This window comes from Flavobacterium sp. AK-301 (assembly GCF_058310215.1).
Window position 1 is genome coordinate 132,361 of record NZ_JBZEES010000002.1, and the last position, 19,772, is coordinate 152,132.

The 19,772-nt window shown below is 31.5% G+C and carries 17 protein-coding genes and 1 tRNA gene; 7 read left to right on the forward strand and 11 right to left on the reverse strand.

Annotated elements, in window-relative coordinates:
- The first annotated feature begins 592 nt into the window (after positions 1 to 592).
- The 6 genes from AC4FQX_RS04190 to AC4FQX_RS04215 all read left to right on the forward strand — a co-directional run bounded on the left by AC4FQX_RS04190 (position 593) and on the right by AC4FQX_RS04215 (position 7,511).
- Complete coding sequence (locus AC4FQX_RS04190; protein ID WP_491166420.1) at positions 593 to 2,578, forward strand: OmpA family protein; 1,986 nt, start codon at positions 593 to 595, stop codon at positions 2,576 to 2,578.
- Between the two features lie 465 nt (positions 2,579 to 3,043).
- Positions 3,044 to 3,128, forward strand: a tRNA-Ser gene (locus tag AC4FQX_RS04195).
- A gap of 569 nt (positions 3,129 to 3,697) precedes the next feature.
- A complete protein-coding gene (locus tag AC4FQX_RS04200) occupies positions 3,698 to 4,840 on the forward strand; it encodes a helix-turn-helix domain-containing protein (RefSeq protein ID WP_491166421.1) in 1,143 nt (380 codons plus the stop codon).
- Positions 4,841 to 5,615: 775 nt separating this feature from the next.
- On the forward strand, positions 5,616 to 5,972 hold the full coding sequence (locus tag AC4FQX_RS04205; RefSeq protein WP_491166422.1) for a hypothetical protein: 357 nt from the start codon (positions 5,616 to 5,618) through the stop codon (positions 5,970 to 5,972).
- A gap of 237 nt (positions 5,973 to 6,209) precedes the next feature.
- Positions 6,210 to 6,794 (forward strand): phage tail-like protein, encoded by a 585-nt coding sequence (locus tag AC4FQX_RS04210; protein WP_491166423.1) that lies wholly within the window; start codon positions 6,210 to 6,212, stop codon positions 6,792 to 6,794.
- Between the two features lie 114 nt (positions 6,795 to 6,908).
- Positions 6,909 to 7,511 carry a phage tail-like protein gene (locus tag AC4FQX_RS04215; protein ID WP_491166424.1) on the forward strand — a complete coding sequence of 201 codons (603 nt, stop codon included), beginning with the start codon at positions 6,909 to 6,911 and terminating at the stop codon, positions 7,509 to 7,511.
- A gap of 85 nt (positions 7,512 to 7,596) precedes the next feature.
- On the opposite strand, the gene AC4FQX_RS04220 is transcribed toward AC4FQX_RS04215, so the two are convergent.
- From AC4FQX_RS04220 to AC4FQX_RS04265, 10 genes are all read right to left on the reverse strand, one after another.
- Positions 7,597 to 7,986 (reverse strand): acyl-CoA thioesterase, encoded by a 390-nt coding sequence (locus AC4FQX_RS04220; protein WP_491166425.1) that lies wholly within the window; start codon positions 7,984 to 7,986, stop codon positions 7,597 to 7,599.
- 16 nt (positions 7,987 to 8,002) lie between these two features.
- The gene (gene ribB, locus AC4FQX_RS04225; protein WP_491166426.1) at positions 8,003 to 9,139 is read right to left on the reverse strand and encodes a 3,4-dihydroxy-2-butanone-4-phosphate synthase; all 1,137 of its coding nucleotides are present in this window, start codon (positions 9,137 to 9,139) and stop codon (positions 8,003 to 8,005) included.
- An 11-nt stretch (positions 9,140 to 9,150) separates the two neighbouring features.
- On the reverse strand, positions 9,151 to 10,590 hold the full coding sequence (locus AC4FQX_RS04230) for an LptF/LptG family permease (RefSeq protein WP_491166427.1): 1,440 nt from the start codon (positions 10,588 to 10,590) through the stop codon (positions 9,151 to 9,153).
- Positions 10,591 to 10,597: 7 nt separating this feature from the next.
- Positions 10,598 to 11,263, reverse strand: coding sequence for an outer membrane lipoprotein periplasmic chaperone LolA1 (lolA1, locus tag AC4FQX_RS04235; RefSeq protein ID WP_491166428.1), 666 nt, complete (start codon positions 11,261 to 11,263; stop codon positions 10,598 to 10,600).
- Positions 11,244 to 13,694, reverse strand: coding sequence for a DNA translocase FtsK (locus AC4FQX_RS04240; protein ID WP_491166429.1), 2,451 nt, complete (start codon positions 13,692 to 13,694; stop codon positions 11,244 to 11,246). Before AC4FQX_RS04240 ends, lolA1 begins: the two co-directional genes overlap by 20 nt.
- 48 nt (positions 13,695 to 13,742) lie before the next feature.
- The gene (locus AC4FQX_RS04245) at positions 13,743 to 14,117 is read right to left on the reverse strand and encodes a diacylglycerol kinase family protein (protein WP_491166430.1); all 375 of its coding nucleotides are present in this window, start codon (positions 14,115 to 14,117) and stop codon (positions 13,743 to 13,745) included.
- 28 nt (positions 14,118 to 14,145) lie between these two features.
- Positions 14,146 to 14,643: a thiol peroxidase gene (gene tpx / locus AC4FQX_RS04250; protein ID WP_491166431.1), complete on the reverse strand. Its 498-nt coding sequence runs from the start codon at positions 14,641 to 14,643 to the stop codon at positions 14,146 to 14,148.
- 146 nt (positions 14,644 to 14,789) lie between these two features.
- Complete coding sequence (locus AC4FQX_RS04255; RefSeq protein ID WP_491166432.1) at positions 14,790 to 15,047, reverse strand: DUF6952 family protein; 258 nt, start codon at positions 15,045 to 15,047, stop codon at positions 14,790 to 14,792.
- Positions 15,028 to 15,342 carry a thioredoxin family protein gene (locus tag AC4FQX_RS04260; RefSeq protein WP_491166433.1) on the reverse strand — a complete coding sequence of 105 codons (315 nt, stop codon included), beginning with the start codon at positions 15,340 to 15,342 and terminating at the stop codon, positions 15,028 to 15,030. The genes AC4FQX_RS04255 and AC4FQX_RS04260 overlap by 20 nt, the downstream gene beginning before the upstream one ends.
- A 17-nt stretch (positions 15,343 to 15,359) precedes the next feature.
- Positions 15,360 to 15,995, reverse strand: coding sequence for a peroxiredoxin (locus tag AC4FQX_RS04265; RefSeq protein WP_491166434.1), 636 nt, complete (start codon positions 15,993 to 15,995; stop codon positions 15,360 to 15,362).
- A gap of 295 nt (positions 15,996 to 16,290) precedes the next feature.
- Here AC4FQX_RS04265 and AC4FQX_RS04270 point away from each other — a divergent pair, with 295 nt between their 5' ends.
- A complete protein-coding gene (locus tag AC4FQX_RS04270) occupies positions 16,291 to 18,237 on the forward strand; it encodes an amino acid permease (RefSeq protein ID WP_491166435.1) in 1,947 nt (648 codons plus the stop codon).
- A 298-nt stretch (positions 18,238 to 18,535) separates the two neighbouring features.
- Here AC4FQX_RS04270 and porV read toward each other — a convergent pair whose 3' ends face one another.
- Complete coding sequence (gene porV, locus AC4FQX_RS04275; protein WP_491166436.1) at positions 18,536 to 19,702, reverse strand: type IX secretion system outer membrane channel protein PorV; 1,167 nt, start codon at positions 19,700 to 19,702, stop codon at positions 18,536 to 18,538.
- Between the last annotated feature and the right edge of the window lie 70 nt (positions 19,703 to 19,772).

Sequence of the window (19,772 nt, forward strand, 5' to 3'; positions counted from 1 at the left end):
TATTTAAAAATCATACTTTGATTGTATAAAATTTGTATTTTAGCCCACGCTGTTTTATTTGTATTTTTAAATTTTTTAGCTTACAGTTGAGTTATATTAAGGTTGATTTAATGTAGTGTTTTAGTTATAGTTAGTCATTTATTTATTTTGTTTTAGTATTGAGTTTTTTTTATGCGTATATATGATATTTTTTTTGTTATTTTGCGCAAATAGTAGTTTTAGGTTAATTATTGTCTGTTTAAAATGATACGTTTTACTTCTTTTTAATTATAATTAAAACACACGATGTTTAAATAAAGACAAAGTGAGTTATTAATGACAATATCTTTACTAAAAAAGATAAAAAGGCATCTCCTTATTATGACGATTTTTTATATCAGGAAAGAGACTTAGTTTATTAATTGATTTAAAATAAGTAGACATTGGTTAAAAATAAGTAGACATTGGTTAAAAATAAGTAGACAAGGAGCGATTAGTATTTTATCAGATTGTTTTAGACAATATATCAAAAAGGATTTTTAGGTGAAATTTAGGATGGTAAGTCCTTAATTATATTAAAGAAAAAGTAATAACCCCAATTTATTTAAATTATATGAAGCATATATTACAATTTTATTTTTATGTTACAATAATAGCTTTTTTCATAAGTCCCAAAGCGAGCGCACAGAGTATGAAGGAGGCAGATGCACTTTATGATTCTTATGCTTATGCAGAAGCAGCGAATATGTATGAAAAACTTTTAAAGAAAGATAAGAATAGATCTAAGGCAGCCCTTATGAAGCTTGCCGACTCTTATTATTTTAATGGAAAGTATATTAAGGCATTACAACCTTATAATCAAATCATGAAAATGCCCGGAACGGTAACGGCAATTTATCATTTCAGATATTCTCAGTGTCTGAGAGCTAATGCTGAATATGCAAACTCAGATGAGCAACTTCTGAAATATTATAATATGATTGGGAAAGGAGATCAGATTATAGAAAAGCTGAAAACGAATTACCTTGATGAAATTAAACAAAATGAAGCTGTTTATACTGTAAAAAGACTTAAAATAAATAGTGAAAGTTCTGATTTTGGAGCTTCGTTTTATGAAAAAGATAAATTAATTTTTGCTTCTTCACGAGAAAATAAAATGTTATTTAACAAAACACAAGGGTGGAACGGGGAGCCATATACAAAGTTATATGTGTCCACAATAAAAACAGACGGAACCTTAGAAAAACCTGTTTTATTACCGGGAGATGTTAATACAAAATATAATCAGTCTTCCGTTGCTATTACAAAAGACGGGAACACGATGTATTTTACAAGAAACAATTATTTTAAAAAGAAATTAGGAATTTCAGATGCTAAAGTCAATTATTTAAAAATTTACAGAGCAACAAAAGTAAATGGAGAATGGACTAATATTGAGGATTTACCTATTAATGGAGACAACCATGCTAATGCGCATCCTACATTGAGTCTCGATGATAAAACATTGTATTATGTTTCAGATAAAATGGGAGGCTATGGCGATACTGATATTTATGCAGTGGAGATTTTAGAAAATGGTGGTTTTAAAACACCCGTTAATCTGGGAGATAAGGTTAATACCATGCACAAAGAGACTTTTCCTTTTATAAGTGAATCCGGTATTTTATACTTTTCCTCTAACGGTCATTTGGGACGAGGAGGATTAGATGTTTTTGCGGCTTATAAAGATATTAATACAGGTGAATATCATGTTTATAATATTGGAGGTGAAATTAATTCGACAGCAGATGATTTTGGTTTTATTATTAATGAACAAAATAAAAGAGGTTTTTTTACCTCAAACAGAGGTAGAGGAGCACAAGATAATATTTATGCTTTTGAACAGGGATCACCGCTTCTAAATCCATTTGAGATTAAAGTGAAATTTAATGTTACAGATTCTTTAAGTGCTGTAAAATTAGATGATGTCAAAGTAATTATATACGATCATAAAGATAATATAGTAAATACTATACATGTAAATTCAGGTAGTGAAACAGAAGTAGGGCTTTCAGAATTAGATAAATATAGATTTAGGTTTGATAAAAAAGGTTATATCAGATATGAAATGATTACCAATATAAAAGCAGAAGGATTACATTCTTTTGATATAAGGTTACTTCCGGAAGCACCAGGTGAGCTTACTATTGTGTATGATAAAGATAAAGTTATTCAGATTTCCTCAGGGGATGATTTAATGAAAAAGATAGATCTGAATCCTATTTATTTTGATTATGGAGGATATAATCTTAGAACATCATCAAAACGAAATTTAAACAGATTGATTCATCTTCTAGCGGAATATCCTGATATTGTTGTAGATATTCGCTCTCATTCCGATAGTCGTTCTAGTCCTGATTTTAATCTTGATTTATCAAAAAGAAGATCTAAAACAGTAGTAGATTATATTGTTGCCTCAGGAATTTCACCTGACAGAGTAACTGGGCGCGGTTATGGAGATACACAAATATTAAATCATTGTAAGAAGGGAGTAGAATGTTCTTCAAAAGAGCATCAGGTGAACAGACGTTCTGAAATTATAGTATCTATTAAAAAATAATAGTTTTATAAAAAGGTGTAAGAGGGGTGTTCAATTTCCTCTTTCTCCGTCAGTTTAAACCAAAGAAAACAAAGAGAGGCTGTCTATAATAGACAGCCTCTCTTTTATGTCTGTCTTGTCCTAAAAAGCGTTTGGATCCATCCGTTAATCCTAATATCAGATTTAGATAAAGAGATTAAAGATATGAGCACATGAAAATATTCTAAAAATAAAACAAGAGTAAATTTTATTTTTAAACACATAAGGAGAATAATTTTTGTTATCTATACTTGATTTCGGATTGAATTAATGTTTGTTTAATCATTAATCAGAGATTTTTTTAGATATAAAGAAAAAAATATTTTTTTATAAAGTCTGATAATGAAATGATTAAAAAAAGGATATAAAAAAAACAGTAAAAATGTTTCCATAATCAAAAAAGCTTGCTATATTTGCACCGCAATCAAGGACATTGATTGCCTTACTGGAGAAATGGCAGAGCGGTCGAATGCGGCAGTCTTGAAAACTGTTGACTGTAACAGGTCCGGGGGTTCGAATCCCTCTTTCTCCGCAGATTCTAAAAGAAAACCCTTGTAAATTTTAATTTACAAGGGTTTTTCATTTTTTGGATACTTCTCCTTGATGAGATTATTTTTTAAGACAGGTTGAGCTTCTTAAAAATCTTTATGAAACAATTACAAAAAGTATAAGTATTTAAAATAGCTTTATGAAAATCCAATTAAAATAATAGACGATCATCCTATGGTCAGCTATTTCACAAGCTAAAAGATGCCTTTATGGTCATTTTCGAAATAATAAACCGCTCTATTTTTTTTACAATCTTTTTTACATTTTGTCACAAAAAAATGTACGATTTACCAATCTTTTTTGTCTTTAAAAATATTTCTTTGCCGCACTATAATATAATGTTGTTTTATGATACCGGATGTAACATTAGATTTGAGGTTGCTTAAAAATATTTACCCGGATACCTATTTAATTCATTAATAATGGTTAAATAAAATATAAAAATAACAAAAAATAAGGCTTATTCTTATAAGAATTATTTTTTTTATATTGTAATGTTATAAATTTGTGTACTATAATGAACTGATCTTTTGACGGTTTAGTAATGACAGAATGGATTATTTAAAAATTCTTTTTACTTCTATCTACATCTTTTCATCTATAATAGGTGGAATTATTTGTATTGTTTCTTATCAGGGTAAGTTTACTTTTGAAGAAAAGCAGATTAAAAAACTACTTGTATTTTATTATCTGTTATGCATGCCAATGTGGTGTATTATAAAGTTTTATATTTCTACTGAAGGGAAATGGCAATATTTTTTTCTTCTATATAGCCTGTTCTATCATATTATTCAGGTTGTTTCTTACAACTTTGTTTATTGTTTAACTCCTCTGAATAATAATAAAAGCATTTCATCGGTACATTATGTTATTCCTTTTATACTTTTTTGTACGACATTAATATTTTTAATTGGTTCCTTAGATATTATAGCATATCCACATACAATTTATTCTTTTCTGTTTCCATATATTATTATTTCATGTGTTGCTTATCAGGTGTATTATATTTACTTATCTGTATATAGATTATACATTTATAGGGAAAGTGTAATTAAGAGGCTTGGTAAAGAAAAATGGAATATGGAATGGGTTTCTGTGATTCTTTTTATAAAAGTAGTACTCTTTTTAGTGTATTCAGCATCTGTTTTGTTAGATCAGACCTTATATTTTTTGGAGATATTCCTTTCTGTTGTTTTTGCTTTAAAAAATATTATTATTGTGTATAATATAACACAACATAATTATTTGTTGACTGTTCCCAGAAAAATAAATAATGTTTTAGTTTCATCCGGGGATATAATTCCTTTAGAAAAAGAAAAAACTGCTGAGAAAGAAAGTGATACAGCAATGGAATCTCCTTTTTTTAAAACAAAAAAGATATTAACTCAAACTGAATTCCAACAATATTTTGAAGAGCATAAACCTTATCTGAATCCGGAATTTAAGATTACTGATTTAGTGGATGTTTTTGAAATGAATCGTACTTATTTGTCCAAATTTATTAATACAGCATTTAATCTGAATTTTAGCCAGTATGTCAATCAATTACGTTTTGAGGAGGTAGAAAGACTTTCTCAAATGAAAGTTCATAAAGGAAAGACTATAACAAATTTAGTTCTGATGGCTGGTTTTGGTAGTTATCGAAGTTATTTAAGAGTAAAAAAGACAAATGACACAAGAAGAGGTTACTTATAAATAAAAAGATAATACTATAAAAATGGAAATACGGGATTTAATATTAGCGATGTCCTTTTCGGCTACAATTTTTTCAACAATTTTTTGTATGATGTTGTTGTTGTTAAAATTTGTTTATGTTTATTCTGAGCAAGTAACAAAGAGATTTATTGTTTTATTGATCTCATCTCATTTGATCTTATTAGTTTATCTTATTACTTCTTTTCTTTTCTACTTTGAAAAAGAAGTATATATTTATATTACTTCAATCAATTTAATTAGTATGCTTCTTGTTCCTGTTTTTTCCTATTATATTGTTTTTCAGATAACTAGGATACAAAAAGGGGAGGTTTTTTCATATAAAAATTATCTGTTACCTTTTATAATATTTTTTATTTATTTGATCTGGTCATTTAATATTCCTTTGGATCAAAGGATTATGTTAATTAAAAAACAGGTTTTTCTATTAGATAATTATAAATGGTTCTCTATTTTTGAGCGTTCACGTATAGTAATCCGTATTATTATTAATGTTTTTTATCTTGTACTGTGTATAAAGAGAATTATGGTTTATCGTAAGAATATTATGTATTATTCGGCTGATATAAAACGATCTTCTCTCAGTTGGCTTTATAAAATAATTTTATGTGATTTATTTTTATTTCCTCTTCCTTTAATTTTTTTCTTCATAAAAGAAGGGAGTATATTATTTCAAATTTTAATTATATTCTCAAATTTATTTTTTGTGGTGTTTACTATAATAATATGTTATAATTTATTCAGAGGTAATTTTATTATGGTTGAAGGGATTATTAAAGATTCGCTGCAACAGGAATCGGTTAAAAAATATTCCATAAATAAAAATAAATTTGAAAAATATATAACAGAGCAAAAACCATATCTTAACTCTGAACTGAAAATAACGGATCTGGTTACAGCACTTGGGACAAACAGAACCTATCTGTCAGCATTCATTAATCAGAATTATGATATGAATTTCAGTACTTATGTCAATAAAAAAAGACTGGATGAACTGGAATCAATGAAAGCGAATAAATTATATTCTAACCTTTCTGAAATTGAGATGATTTATCTTGTTGGTTTTAGTAGTTATAATAGCTTTAGAAAAACAAAAGAGTATGCAGATAAATAACTTTTGAATCTCATATTTGTTCAAAATCCTTATGACAAAAAAATAAATCATTTAGTATTAAAGAGTATTCTTTGTGTTAAGTAATTGAGAAATAAGGCACTAAGCGTTACTTATTATTTTTTTTACAATTTGTCATAATAAATTGTACACTTTTTAAGCATTTTCTTTTATGTAATGTGTCCTTTTGCTACCTGAATAGTATTTAAAAATTATTTATTTGAAAAAATGAAAAAAAGAATGATTATATTTTTATTAACTTTAATATTTGCTAAGATGGATTGTTTTGCTCAATCCACCGTATTTCCGCATCCGGATGCAATTGTAGATTTTAATACGAATAATAAAGGGTTGCGTTTACCAAGAGTAAAACTTTCAGCTACGGTATTACCGGTTCCTCTTTCTGAACATGCTAAAGGGATGGTGGTATACAATACAGATTCAGATGATGTTTCCGAAGGGGTATATTATAATAATGGAGAGAGATGGGTTGGAATGTCATCCGGCAGTAATTCGTGTTCCTGCGGAGACAACGTTAAGTCTGTGACTATGAATGGAGGAACATATACATTAAAACCGGATGATTGTTTTGTATATATAACATATAAACAAGATTCTAAAAATAATACGATATTATTACCGCCACCTAATGACTTAAAGGGTAAGATGTATATTTTAGCAGCACCCTATTGTTTGTATAATAATTGTCCAACTGTTCAGGGTGTTAGTATTACCCGATCACCTGGTTATGATGGTAATCCATGGTGGTCGTATGTTAGAGTAATTAGTTTAGGAGATCAATGGGCTGTTTTTAGAGCAATTTAAATTACCCGGAATTAAAAAGAGATCTTCGTTTCGTCAGTGTTCTTTTACCACAGAACATTATTTGAATTATACTTAAGGTGTATAATTTCTTATAAAAAATTATTTATTTAAAAAATGAAAAAAAGAATTATTGTGTTTTTATTAGCTTTAATACTTGCTAAGATGGATTGTTTTGCTCAATCTGCCGTATTTCCGCATCCGGATGCAATTGTAGATTTTAATACGAATAATAAAGGATTGCGTTTACCAAGAGTAAAACTTTCAGCTACGGCATTACCGGTTCCTCTTTCTGAACATGCTAAAGGGATGGTGGTATACAATACAGATTCAGATGATGTTTCCGAAGGGGTATATTATAATAATGGAGAGAGATGGGTTGGAATGTCATCCGGCAGTAATTCGTGTTCCTGTGGAGACAATATTAAGTATGTGGCTAAGCCACCTTATACAGTAAAACCAGATGATTGTTTTTTGTATATAGGCGGTACTTCTAGTAGTAGTGGCAGTATATCACTTCCACCACCTGATGGTTTAAAAGGTAAAATGTATATTATAGCAGGAAATATAAATTCTGGTCTTAGCGCTCCAAGTGTTGTTGTTAGTACTCCGAGTTATGAGGTTGTACCAATTTATAATAATAATGGTAATGGCTTCAGTTGGTCCTATATTAAAGTAATTAGTGCAGGTGATAGATGGCTTTTTATTAAAGGTGGTTAAAGGGAACTAAATTACCGGAAGCTAAAAAGCCTTTATTCAGTATAATTCTGAATAAAGGCTTTTTCATTTTTTAATGAAGTACAGTTTAATCGAGGATCGAAACCGGATTTTTATGTTCATCTACAGCAACAAAAGCAAATGTACCTGAAACCACATTTTCTCTCAGATCAGTATACATTTGTTCCATATAAATATCTACCTGAATTTGACAACTGGTATTACCTACTTTAATTACATGCGCAACAAGCTCGATTAAAGTACCTGCAGGAATCGGTTTTTTGAAATCGATCTGACCGGTAGATATGGTAACTACTTTTTTTCTGCTGAAGCGGGTGGCACAAATAAAGGATACCTCATCCATTAACTGTAATGCTGTTCCTCCGAATAACGTATCATAATGATTCGTTGTATTTGGAAAGACAGCTTTAAATATATGTGTTTCTGAATTTTTTATTCTTTCTTCGATAGACCCCATTTATATCTTTTTATGATTAATAATTGACGTATTCTGTTATTTCAAGACCGTATCCGATCATTCCAACGCGTTTGCTCTGTTCGGAATTAGATACTAATTTTATTTTAGAAATATCAATATCATGTAAAATCTGAGCTCCTATACCAAAATCTTTATTATCCATTTGGATCTGAGGCGCTTTTTGTACTCCTCCGGCTTGTAACGTTTTTAGTTCAGATAAACGATTCAGTAAGTTATTGGTCTGTAATTCCTGATTAATAAAAAGAATAGCACCCTTACCTTCATCATTGATCAGTTTAAACATATTGTCCAGTTTCTGATCGATGTTGTTAGTCAGCGTACTTAGAAGATCATTGTTTACAGTAGTTGAATTGATACGGGTAAGTATCGAATCACCTAAGTTCCAGGTTCCTTTTGTTAAAGCAATATGAACCTGTTTATTCGTGGTTTGTTCGTAAGCTCTTAATCTGAAAGATCCAAAGCGGGTGGAGATCTCAAAATCTTCTTTTTTAACGATCAGGCTGTCATGTTGCATTCTGTAGGCTACCAGATTTTCTATAGAAACGATTTTCAGATCGAATTTTTTAGCTACTTCGATTAATTGAGGAAGACGCGCCATGGAACCATCTTCATTTAATATTTCTACTAATATTCCTGCGGGTTTTAATCCTGCCAGTCTTGCAAAATCGATTGTAGCCTCTGTATGTCCCGTTCTTCTTAGAACACCACCTTGTTTAGCCCGTAAAGGGAATATATGTCCCGGGCGTCCCAGATCTTCCGGTTTAGTATCATCGTTAACTAAAGCCTGAATGGTTTTAGCTCTGTCATGAACAGAAATACCGGTAGTACATCCGTGACCTTTTAAATCTACCGATACAGTGAATTGTGTTTCGTGTAAAACAGTATTATTAGTAACCATTAGATTTAACTCCAGTTCCTTACAGCGGCTTTCCGTTAAAGGAGCGCAAATAAGCCCTCTTCCGTTTGTAGCCATAAAGTTGATCATTTCCGGGGTTACTTTCTCAGCAGCAGCGATAAAATCACCTTCATTTTCTCTATCTTCATCATCGACAACAATAATAATTTTACCTTGTCTGATATCTTCTATTGCTTCTTCAATAGTATTTAGCTGTATATTGTGGTTATTAGACATAAATCTTGTAGTTATTTTTTTCGTTTAAAGAATTCTTTAATTTTTTCAATTATTTTCTGAACAGGCATCGTTATCACATCTATATTAAATAATCCCCGGTCATTCGTTGCTCTGTGAATTAATAATACTGCAAAAGGAGTTAGGATAAAAGAAGACATCCAGGAACCTAGAAAAGGAGTCATTCCGTCTTCTTGCGCTACTTTCCTGCCGAAGGTATTTATAAAGTGAAAGGTAATAAAGATTAATACTGCAAATACAATAGGTAATCCAAGACCTCCTTTTCTTATAATTGCTCCGAGAGGGGCACCAATAAAAAACATTAATAAACAGGCATAAGCAATTACAAATTTCTCATAAAAGGCAAGCCAGTGATTATTAATATTCTTCTGTTTGAAATCCAGTTCTACTTTAGAGTTTGTGATTGTAAATTTAGAACCTAAGACAGTACTGCTTGCAATTTCCAGAATTTTTGACTGATCGTCTTTACTAAATTCTTTTAATAAATCAGAGTTTAGAACTTCTTTAGAAGGTTTTTCCTGTGTTTTGGGAACGGTAGTAATCCCAGTTCTCTGATAAGCATTATCAGTAAAAGAAACCAGTTCATTTTTATAGTTTTTAGAAAGAGAATCCAGTGTATATTTTAACTGATTTATATTCAGCATACCATTGGTATTAGAAACCTGTTCCTGATCGACATTAATATTCAGTTTACTCAGATCACTTTTAATGATATATTTTTTAAAAGCACTTTTTACAAAAGGATATTTATTCCGGTCTTCATATTTTTTAGGAATGATATTTTCATAATAGTATCCGTTATATAAGACCATTTGTAATATATTGGATTTCTCACTGCTGATTAGTTCTCCGTTTTTAGCTTTGATCACAATAGTGTTGCTACCACTTACATTTCCTTTTTTATGAATGGTGATACCTTCCAGTTTTTCACCTTTTTCACCTGATTTTTTGTCTACTTTGATATTATGTGTTCCGAGATCACTGAACTGACCTTCGGCTATTATCATGGCGGGTTTTACCTGAGCAAGGTTTTTTCTGAAATTAATAAATTTATATTCAGAATAGGGGATAACATTGTTTGCGAAAAAAAAAGCGGCAATACTCAAAAAAACTATAAAGATAATTAAGCTTTTCATTGCTCTCTGTAGTGAGATACCGGATGATTTCATTGCTGCAAATTCATAATTTTCGGCAAAATTACCAAAAGTCATGATAGAAGATAGCAGTACTGTTAGTGGTAATACTAATGGTATTAGTTTTGGTGAAGCAAACAATAAGAATTTAATGATCAGGAAAAAATCCAGATCCTTTCCCGCTAATTCAGCTATAAATAACCATACGGTTTGTAAAATAAATATAAAAAACAAAATTACAAATACAGAAGCAAATGTAGTTAAATAGGTTGTTAGAATGTACCGGTCAAGAATTTTCACTCAAATGTTAATCTAAATTATTGATATAGTAATTTGGATATTTACTTTCTGTAAAGGTAAAATGATTTTTTGACAATGGCTGGTTCGTTTTAAAAGAATTAACTGTTAATGTTGTTTTACTTCCATTTTTTCCCATTTCGATCATAGTGTAGATATGTTTGGTCTGTATATCTATTCCCAAAAGGATTTCTTTACGGCTGTCTTTAGCATTCAGAGGAACTAATTTAATATACTGAATCTTCCTTCCTTTGATATCCTGTAATATATCCCATGAATATTTATACCCGCTGTTAAAGAAAGTAAACATTTTAGAAGGAGTAATGGATTTATCATCGTTTGCATCATATTTAGAAATGCTGATTTCTTCATCTTCCGGAGTGATAGTATATGTTTTTTTTCCATCAAATATCTTACTGAATCCCATAAAGTTCAGAACATACTGATTTCCTTTTAAAGTAACATCACCACGGCTTTCCTGATTGATGTTTTCTTTGGGATTATTTAAGGTATATTTAAAAGTGATAGCGATATTATCGTAACTCTTTACTTTAGCTGAAACATCGTCTAACAGATCTTTTGCTTTTTTAGCATCCTGTGCGTGGATAGAAAAGCTAAATACTAGTAATAATGTAAGTTGAAAGACTTTTTGCATGTTATAAATTATTTTGTTCATTGTTTAGAAAATGTTCAAGAGATGTCAAATCTGGGATTAAAACACCACGCGCTTTGCTTCCTTCAAAAGGTCCTACAATTCCGGCTGCTTCTAACTGATCGATCAGTCGTCCGGCTCTGTTATAGCCAAGCTTTAATTTTCTTTGAAGCAGTGAAGCAGAACCTTGTTGAGCGGTTACAATTACTTCTGCAGCTTCTCTGAACATAACATCTCTTTCTGAGATATTTATATCAATACTTATGCCATTTTCTTCACCAACATATTCAGGAAGTAAATAGGCATTCGGATATGCTTTCTGAGATCCGATATATTCTGTTATTCTTTCAACTTCCGGAGTATCAACAAAGGCACACTGGACACGAACAACATCATTTCCGTTTGTATAGAGTAAATCTCCGCGACCAATTAACTGATCTGCTCCCTGTGTATCAAGGATCGTTCTGGAGTCAATTTTTGAAGTTACCCTGAAGGCGATACGAGCAGGAAAGTTAGCCTTAATAATACCTGTAATTACATTTACTGACGGTCTTTGTGTTGCAATAATCAGGTGGATACCGATAGCACGGGCTAATTGTGCCAGTCTGGCAATAGGTGTTTCCACTTCTTTACCGGCGGTCATGATCAGATCGGCAAACTCATCGACTACTAAAACAATATAAGGGAGAAAACGATGACCATTTTCCGGGTTTAATTTTCTGGATTTGAATTTTTCATTGTATTCTTTAATATTTCTGACCATTGCATCTTTTAAAAGATCGTAACGGTTATCCATTTCAATACAAAGAGAGTTCAGGGTATTAATTACTTTTGTGTTATCTGTAATAATAGCATCATCTGTATCCGGAAGTTTTGCTAAATAATGTCTTTCAATTTTGTTGAACAGGGTGAGCTCCACTTTTTTAGGATCGACCAGAACAAATTTTACTTCTGCCGGATGTTTTTTGTATAATAATGAAGTTAGTACAGCGTTTAATCCAACGGATTTACCCTGACCAGTTGCACCTGCCATTAATAAGTGTGGCATTTTTGCCAGATCGACTACAAAAGTTTCGTTAGAAATTGTTTTTCCCAGAGCGATAGGCAGTTCCATTTCTGCCTGTTGGAATTTTGTAGATACGATAACACTTTTCATAGAAACCATGGTAGGATTCTTATTTGGAACCTCAATACCGATAGTTCCTTTTCCGGGAATAGGGGCAATAATACGGATTCCCAGAGCTGAAAGTGATAATGCGATATCATCTTCCAGACTTTTAATTTTTGAAATTCGGATTCCGGCTTCCGGTACAATTTCATATAAGGTTACGGATGGACCTACGGTTGCTTTGATCTGGGCAATATCGATCTTGTAGTTTTTTAGCGTTTCTACAATACGGTTTTTGTTTTCTTCTAATTCTTCCTGATTAATGGTAATACCACCTGTGGTATATTCTTTAAGCAGATCGACAGAAGGAAACTTATAATTTGACAGATCCAGTGTAGGATCGAACTCTCCAAAGTCTTCAACCAGTTTTGCGGCTAAGTTTTCTTCTACTGTTGTTTCTTCTTCTACTTTTTCAATAACAAAAGCACTGTCATTAGATTCTATTCTAACGGGTTCAGTAACTTTAACCGGATTTAAGGTTATTTCAGAAGGATTACTGATAGTTGGTTTTAAAGCCTCTTTATTGATTTCGAATTGTGAAGGAACTGTTTTAAGGGTTATTTCACCAGTTTCTTCTTCTTCAGGATAGGAGTAGTAGTTTGGTTTCTCTTCAATATTTAAAACCTCCTGTTCTTCAGAAAAAGGGGCTTTTTCCTCTTTGTTTATATGAGTATCAGTAGTTTCTTTTTTTCTTTTTTCAAAAAAGGACTGAATGCTTTCCGGTGAAATCTGGATTTTGAAAATAAGAAATATGATTATCCCGAAGATTAATGTCAATAGTGTGCCTATTTTACCCAGATAATCCTGCATGAACAGATTCATTTCAAAACCGATAGTTCCTCCGAGTTCCGGTATAGTTTTACTAAAAAAGCCTAGTGTAACGGAAAGAATAACAATTGCAAACAAATCCCAGAACCATATCTTTTTAAGCTTTGTAATCGACATATCTAATACTAAATAGGTTCCTGTAAGGAAAAAGAGTCTTACAAACAGGAAAGAAGCAATACCAAAACCTTTGAAGATGAAAAAATCAGCTAAAAAAGCTCCAAATTTACCTAACCAGTTTTGAACTTCAGCATCTCTGTTCTGAAAAGCGGTTAATTCGCTCTGATCATATTTACCATATAAATAAAAAGAAATAAAGGCTAATAATAAGGCAATAGAGAACAATACAAATAAACTCCCAATAAGGATTTTTTTTTGTTTACTTATTTTCCAAGATGTTTTTTTATCAGCAGGATTTGCCGTTTTTTTATCAGTAGTTTCGTTTTTATTTACTTTGGCCATTTTAGGGGTTATGATTTTACAAAAATAGAAAAATTATAATAGCAGTTATTATACTAAGGCGATTACTATGGGTAAATAGATAATCAATCCTATTGTTACGGCATTCAGAGCTGCAATAAATACGGCTCCGGCTGCAATATCTTTAATAATACCAATTTTTTCATGGTAATCGGGATGAATAAAGTCAGCTATTTTTTCTACTGCTGTATTTAATCCTTCTATACTTAGTACTAAACCCATTGCGAAAATTTGAAACATCCATTCTGTACTACTGATATTGCATATAAAACCTGCAATAATAGCTATTATACCAATACAACATTGTGTCATGATACTATGTTCAGTAGTGACCAGCCTAAAAGCTCCTCTATATGCATAAACAAAACCTTTTAATCTTCCTTTAATGAATGAAATGATTTTCATAAATGAATTTAGTACTAAGTCTGGGAGATTAAAGTGTAGCTAATGCTTTATCATAATTCGGTTCTTCTGTAAGTTCAGCCACCTGTTCAGTATATGATATTTCACCTTTTTCATCCAGTACAATAACAGCACGGGAAGATAATCCGGCTAGAGGACCGTCAATAATTTCAAGACCGTAATTTTTACTGAATGTTCCTGTTTTAAAATCAGACAGATTAATTACATTTTCTAAACCTTCAGCACCACAAAAACGAGCCTGAGCAAAAGGAAGATCTCTTGAAATACAGATCACTTTTGTGTTTTTTAGCTGACTTGCTTTTTCATTAAATTTTCTGACAGAAGTAGCGCAAGTACCTGTGTCAACGCTTGGGAAAATATTTAAAACAATTTTACTGCCCAGAAAATCAGATAAGGAAGCGGTAGAAAGGTCATTTTTCACTAATGTAAAATCAGGTGCTTTAGTTCCTGTTTTTGGTAATTGCCCTGAAGTATTTATCGGGTTTCCGTGTAATGTGATTGAAGCCATTTTTTATATTTTTATTGGTTTATAATTATAGTTACAAAAGTAACTATTTTTTCACGAAATAGTAGTATATAAAAAAAGCACTTTTACGTAGAAAAGTGCTTTTTTATGCTTGATAATGTATTATCTGATATTAGATGTTTTTCTGTTTATTTATCTATAGAACCCATAACGCGTTTCATAAATGTATTCAGAGCTTCTTTTTTGTCGACTCCTTCTTTTACCATTTGGTTTACTTCAAGGGCTCCATACATATTAGAAATCAATTCAGCAATAACATCTAACTCTTCATCTTTAAGAGAAGGAAGTTCTGTTAAGTTTTCCAGAACTTCGATAGTCTCTATCAGATAATCTTGATCATTTTCCTCAATAAACTGAGTTAAATGCTTAATTACTGGTAATTTCATTTATTAGATCTGTTAGAATTTCTTGTTTATTAGTTTGTGTCTGATTTACCAGTGTTCCGTTAACGAAAGTTGCAAACGTTGGCAGATTGCTCACATTAGCTAATTTTCTGGATTCAGGAAATTTTTCAGCATCTACAATAACAAATGTAAGATTCTCATTTTCTGAAGCCATTTTTTTAAATTTTGGTTTCATAATTCTGCAATTACCACACCAGGAAGCTGAATACTGAACAACTACTTTTTCGTTATTAGCAACCAGATTCTGTAATCCGTCATTATCTAATTCAATTAGCATATTTTCTGTATTTTTAATTAGTTACTTAAGTAGCTTGCAACACCTTCTCTTGTAGCCTGCATAGCTTCTTTTCCTTCTTCCCAGTTTGCCGGACATACTTCACCTTTTTCCTGAACGTGAGTATAAGCATCAACTAAACGGATATATTCGTTTACGTTTCTTCCTAATGGCATATCATTAACACTTTCGTGGAAAATTTTACCATCTTCATCTACTAAGTAAGTAGCGCGGAAAGTAACGTTAGACCCTTCAATAAGAACAGCGTCAGTATCTTCGTCATAAGAAGTAGAATCAATATCAAGAATACCTAAAATATTAGATAAGTTACGGTTTGTATCTGCAAGTATAGGATAAGTAACACCTTCAATACCTCCATTATCTTTTGCTGTGTTTAACCATGCAAAATGTACTTCGTTAGTATCGCATGATGCTCCGATCACGATTGTATTTCTTTTTTCAAATTCAGGTAAAGCGGCTTGAAAAGCATGTAATTCAGTTGGACATACAAAAGTGAAATCTTTTGGATACCAGAATAATAATACTTTTTTATTTTTCTTTGTAGCTTCTTCGAAGATGTTTATTTTTAAGTTATCACCCATTTCTGAAATAGCATCAACTTCAATATTTGGGAATTTTTTTCCTACTAATGACATAATAATATAAGTTTAAAGATTAATTTTTCAACTAGTACAAAAGTAACAAAATCAAACGCAATCTTCTATTTGTTTTAATTATAAAATTTTATCACGCTATAACTTATGTCTATAGTTGTGAGGGAAATCTGTTATAAAATATCAAATATCTTTATTTTTAGTTAGATTGGTCTACATGTTAATTTTTTGTATTTAACAAAACTTATTTTACGAATTGCTTTTATATATTTGTTTATGTGTATTTTAAAAATAGTGGAGAAACCATTATTTAGTTTTATTATAATAAATTGATTTTATGGCTTTTTCCGGTTTATTTAGAAAGAAAACAGTAGAAAATATTTTAGCAGGAACTAACAAAGAAAATAATTCGTTGGCTAAACATTTAGGAGTAAGGGATCTTACGGGATTTGGAATAGCGGCTATTGTTGGAGCCGGTATTTTCAGTACTATCGGAAGGGCTAGTTATGAAGGAGGACCAGCTGTCGTCTTTTTATTTCTTTTTACAGCGGTTGCCTGTGCTTTTACAGCTTTTGCTTATGCCGAGTTTGCTTCTTTGGTTCCTGTTTCAGGAAGTGCATATACTTATAGTTATGTCGCTTTTGGAGAATTATTTGCCTGGGTAATCGGATGGGCTCTGATTATGGAGTATGCAATAGGTAATATTGTAGTTGCTATTTCATGGAGTGATTATTTTACTGCTCTGATTAATGGGATACCCGGGATGCATATTCCCGAATGGATGACAATGGATTATTTTACAGCAAAGAATGGTTTTGAAGTAATAAATGCACAATTGCAAAACGGGAGTACATTGGAGGCTTTAGCAAGTTCAGAGTTTGCCCAGGATATACCGAAATATTTAGCATATGCAAATGCACCTCAGGTAGGGTTTAATCTGGTTCTGGATATTCCGGCTTTAATGATAACTTTTTTACTGACAGCTTTGGTTTACAGAGGTATCAATGAAAGTAGAAAAGCAAGTAACATGATGGTACTGATCAAGATTGCCGTTGTTTTGCTGGTAATTATTATAGGTGCTTTTTATGTAAATACAGATAACTGGGATCCTTTTGCTCCTAATGGAGTAGCAGGGGTTTTGGGAGGGATCAGCTCCGTTTTCTTTGCTTATATTGGTTTTGATGCCATTAGTACTACTGCTGAAGAATGTAAGAATCCACAAAGAGATCTTCCAAGAGGTATTTTTTATTCTATTATTATATGTACTGTACTATATATAGCAATTGCTTTGGTTATTACAGGTCTGGTTAATTATTCAGAATTAAATGTTGGAGATCCGTTAGCCTTTGTTTTTAGTAAAATTCAGGATTTGAAATGGTTAAGTAAACTGGTTGCTATTAGTGCGGTTGTGGCTATGGCAAGTGTATTCGTTGTATTTCAGATTGGACAGCCCCGAATCTGGCTGACTATGAGCAGAGATGGTTTACTGCCGAAATCATTTTCTAAGATACATCCAAAATTTAAAACACCTTCTTTTGCTACTATTTTTACCGGTTTTATTGTTGCTGTACCTATTTTATTTACAGATTTGAATTTAGTTGTAGATGTTTGCAGTATCGGGACTTTATTTGCTTTTGTATTGGTATGTGCGGGTGTTTTAAAATTAGAGAGTACGCCTAACGGACCTAGAGGAAAGTTCAGAACTCCCTATCTGAATTCTGCTTATGTAATGCCTTTTGTTTTTGTAATAACTGTTTTTATTTCCGGATATTTTTTTAAGACTGAAACGATTGATTTTTTTACAAATAAGGCTAAGATATTTGATGTAGAAACGTTTGTTTCTTCTCTGGATAAAGAAGAATTAAAATTGGTTTCAGTAGAAGCAGGAGTATTTAATAATGTGAAATTAGATGAAAATCCAATTCACCTTCTAAAATATTTAAAGAGCCTGGATGAATCGGTTTATCAGAATACTATAGATCAGTTGTCTTTATCTCATGCAAAGAAATATGAACAGGGACTGGCATTGTTTAAGCATAAAATACCAATGTGGATCTTTATTTTTATTTTCCTGTTTATGACTTATAAGAGTATTGTTAAGAAAATGTCGTTTATTCCGTTAGCAGGTATGTTATGCTGTTTTTATATGATGGCAGAACTAGGCTGGAAAAACTGGATCATGTTTCTGATCTGGCTGGCAATCGGATTAGCTTTGTATTTTTCTTATGGTGTAAAACACAGTAAATTGAATAAAAAAAATCTGATAAATAATATTGTAGAATAACAAGAAAACCGGTGTTTTTAAGGCTATTCTGAAATTAAAAAAGGGATTCCAAATTGTTTGGAATCCCTTTTTCTGTTCTGCAAAAAGAGAAGATTACTATAAAATGATTGCTTTACAATTTATGCAGATCAGTCTTAATAAGATTGGTTACATGAACAGAATTGCTAATTTTCCATTCTGTTAAGTGCTTCAAAAATATTCTTATTCTAGTGTGATAATTCGTGTATATAAAAAACCTGCTATTCTATATTTAATACAAAATAGCAGGCGTGTTGTTAAAACAACTAATAATCTGTTTTTAGTTTTCTGCTGTTTTTTCAGTATACACTGAATCTCCGAAGTTTAAAGTAAGAGAAAATCGAAGGGTGTTTTCCAGAGGATTCTTTATTTTTGATGTGGCGAACATATAGGCAAGATCTATTGTTGCTATATCGTATTTAAATCCTGCACCTAAGCTGAAAAATTTTCGGGCACCTTTCATATTACTTTCATTAAAGTATCCCATTCTGAGTGCAAATGCATCTTTATAAATGTATTCTGTTCCTAAAGCGTAGGTGATTTCTTTTAGTTCTTCACTGAAACCGTTAGGAGCATCGCCAAATGACTTGAATATTCCTGATACCCATCCGATTCTTCTGTATTTTTCATTATCACTTCCATCAATAACTCCGTCATTATTGAAATCTTTTGGTGTTGGAACTAGTAGTTTATTGAATTCTATGTTTACTCCTAATTTATTGTCTTCATCAAAGATAAAATCAAAACCGGCACCTAATTTAAGATTGGCAGGTAAGAAATTAGAATTAACATCTTTATTTTCATCATAGCTCATTTTCGGACCTAAATTTTGTAAGTTGAAACCTGCTCTCCATATTCCGTTAAATTTATTATAGGCAATTTCTTCAGACTGGTAAAATCCGGCTATATCAACAGCAAATGTATTAGCGGATGAAGCATCTGTACCTCTATTTGGTGTTTTCAGATTAGAGCGTATATATCGTCCTGCAACTGCCATAGAAAAGGATTCATTTAATTTTAAAGAGTAGGATAAATCCAGAGCTAATTCATTTGGTTTTACAGTGACTGCCATGTCATCAAATGATTGTCGCAATTCTATTTCACCTAATCCGAAATAACGTAAACTTGCAGCAAAAGCGCTTCTTTCATTTATTTTATTATAGTAAGTAGCCTGACTCAGTGAGATATCATTAGCTATACTGGATAAATAGGGGGTATAACTGACTGAAAAACCTTGTTTGTTTTGGGAGAAGGCATATTTAGCAGGATTCCATTGCTGAGAGAAGGCATCTGGGGAAGTAGCAACTCCCTGATCACCCAATCCGGAAGCTCTTGCATCTGCAGAAATTAATAAGAAAGGAACTGCTGTTGTAATAGCTCTATTGTCCTGAGCGTTGACAAAACAAAAGGTAAGAATTGTCAGAGATAATAAGATTATTTTTTTCATTCTTAAAGTAGGTTTTAACAGGTTTATTTTGTTTTCGTGATATTTAATATTCTGTTTATATCTAAAACTA

Coding starts and splice junctions, on each gene's coding strand:
- tpx (WP_491166431.1), bottom strand. CDS start 14,643: ATGGCTTCAATCACATTACACGGAAACCCGATAAATACTTCAGGGCAA.
- lolA1 (WP_491166428.1), bottom strand. CDS start 11,263: ATGAACAAAATAATTTATAACATGCAAAAAGTCTTTCAACTTACATTA.
- ribB (WP_491166426.1), bottom strand. CDS start 9,139: ATGTCTAATAACCACAATATACAGCTAAATACTATTGAAGAAGCAATA.
- AC4FQX_RS04205 (WP_491166422.1), top strand. CDS start 5,616: ATGGTTGAAGGGATTATTAAAGATTCGCTGCAACAGGAATCGGTTAAA.
- AC4FQX_RS04190 (WP_491166420.1), top strand. CDS start 593: ATGAAGCATATATTACAATTTTATTTTTATGTTACAATAATAGCTTTT.
- porV (WP_491166436.1), bottom strand. CDS start 19,702: ATGAAAAAAATAATCTTATTATCTCTGACAATTCTTACCTTTTGTTTT.
- AC4FQX_RS04270 (WP_491166435.1), top strand. CDS start 16,291: ATGGCTTTTTCCGGTTTATTTAGAAAGAAAACAGTAGAAAATATTTTA.
- AC4FQX_RS04245 (WP_491166430.1), bottom strand. CDS start 14,117: ATGAAAATCATTTCATTCATTAAAGGAAGATTAAAAGGTTTTGTTTAT.
- AC4FQX_RS04260 (WP_491166433.1), bottom strand. CDS start 15,342: ATGCTAATTGAATTAGATAATGACGGATTACAGAATCTGGTTGCTAAT.
- AC4FQX_RS04265 (WP_491166434.1), bottom strand. CDS start 15,995: ATGTCATTAGTAGGAAAAAAATTCCCAAATATTGAAGTTGATGCTATT.
- AC4FQX_RS04210 (WP_491166423.1), top strand. CDS start 6,210: ATGATTATATTTTTATTAACTTTAATATTTGCTAAGATGGATTGTTTT.
- AC4FQX_RS04220 (WP_491166425.1), bottom strand. CDS start 7,986: ATGGGGTCTATCGAAGAAAGAATAAAAAATTCAGAAACACATATATTT.
- AC4FQX_RS04200 (WP_491166421.1), top strand. CDS start 3,698: ATGGATTATTTAAAAATTCTTTTTACTTCTATCTACATCTTTTCATCT.
- AC4FQX_RS04255 (WP_491166432.1), bottom strand. CDS start 15,047: ATGAAATTACCAGTAATTAAGCATTTAACTCAGTTTATTGAGGAAAAT.
- AC4FQX_RS04215 (WP_491166424.1), top strand. CDS start 6,909: ATGAAAAAAAGAATTATTGTGTTTTTATTAGCTTTAATACTTGCTAAG.
- AC4FQX_RS04240 (WP_491166429.1), bottom strand. CDS start 13,694: ATGGCCAAAGTAAATAAAAACGAAACTACTGATAAAAAAACGGCAAAT.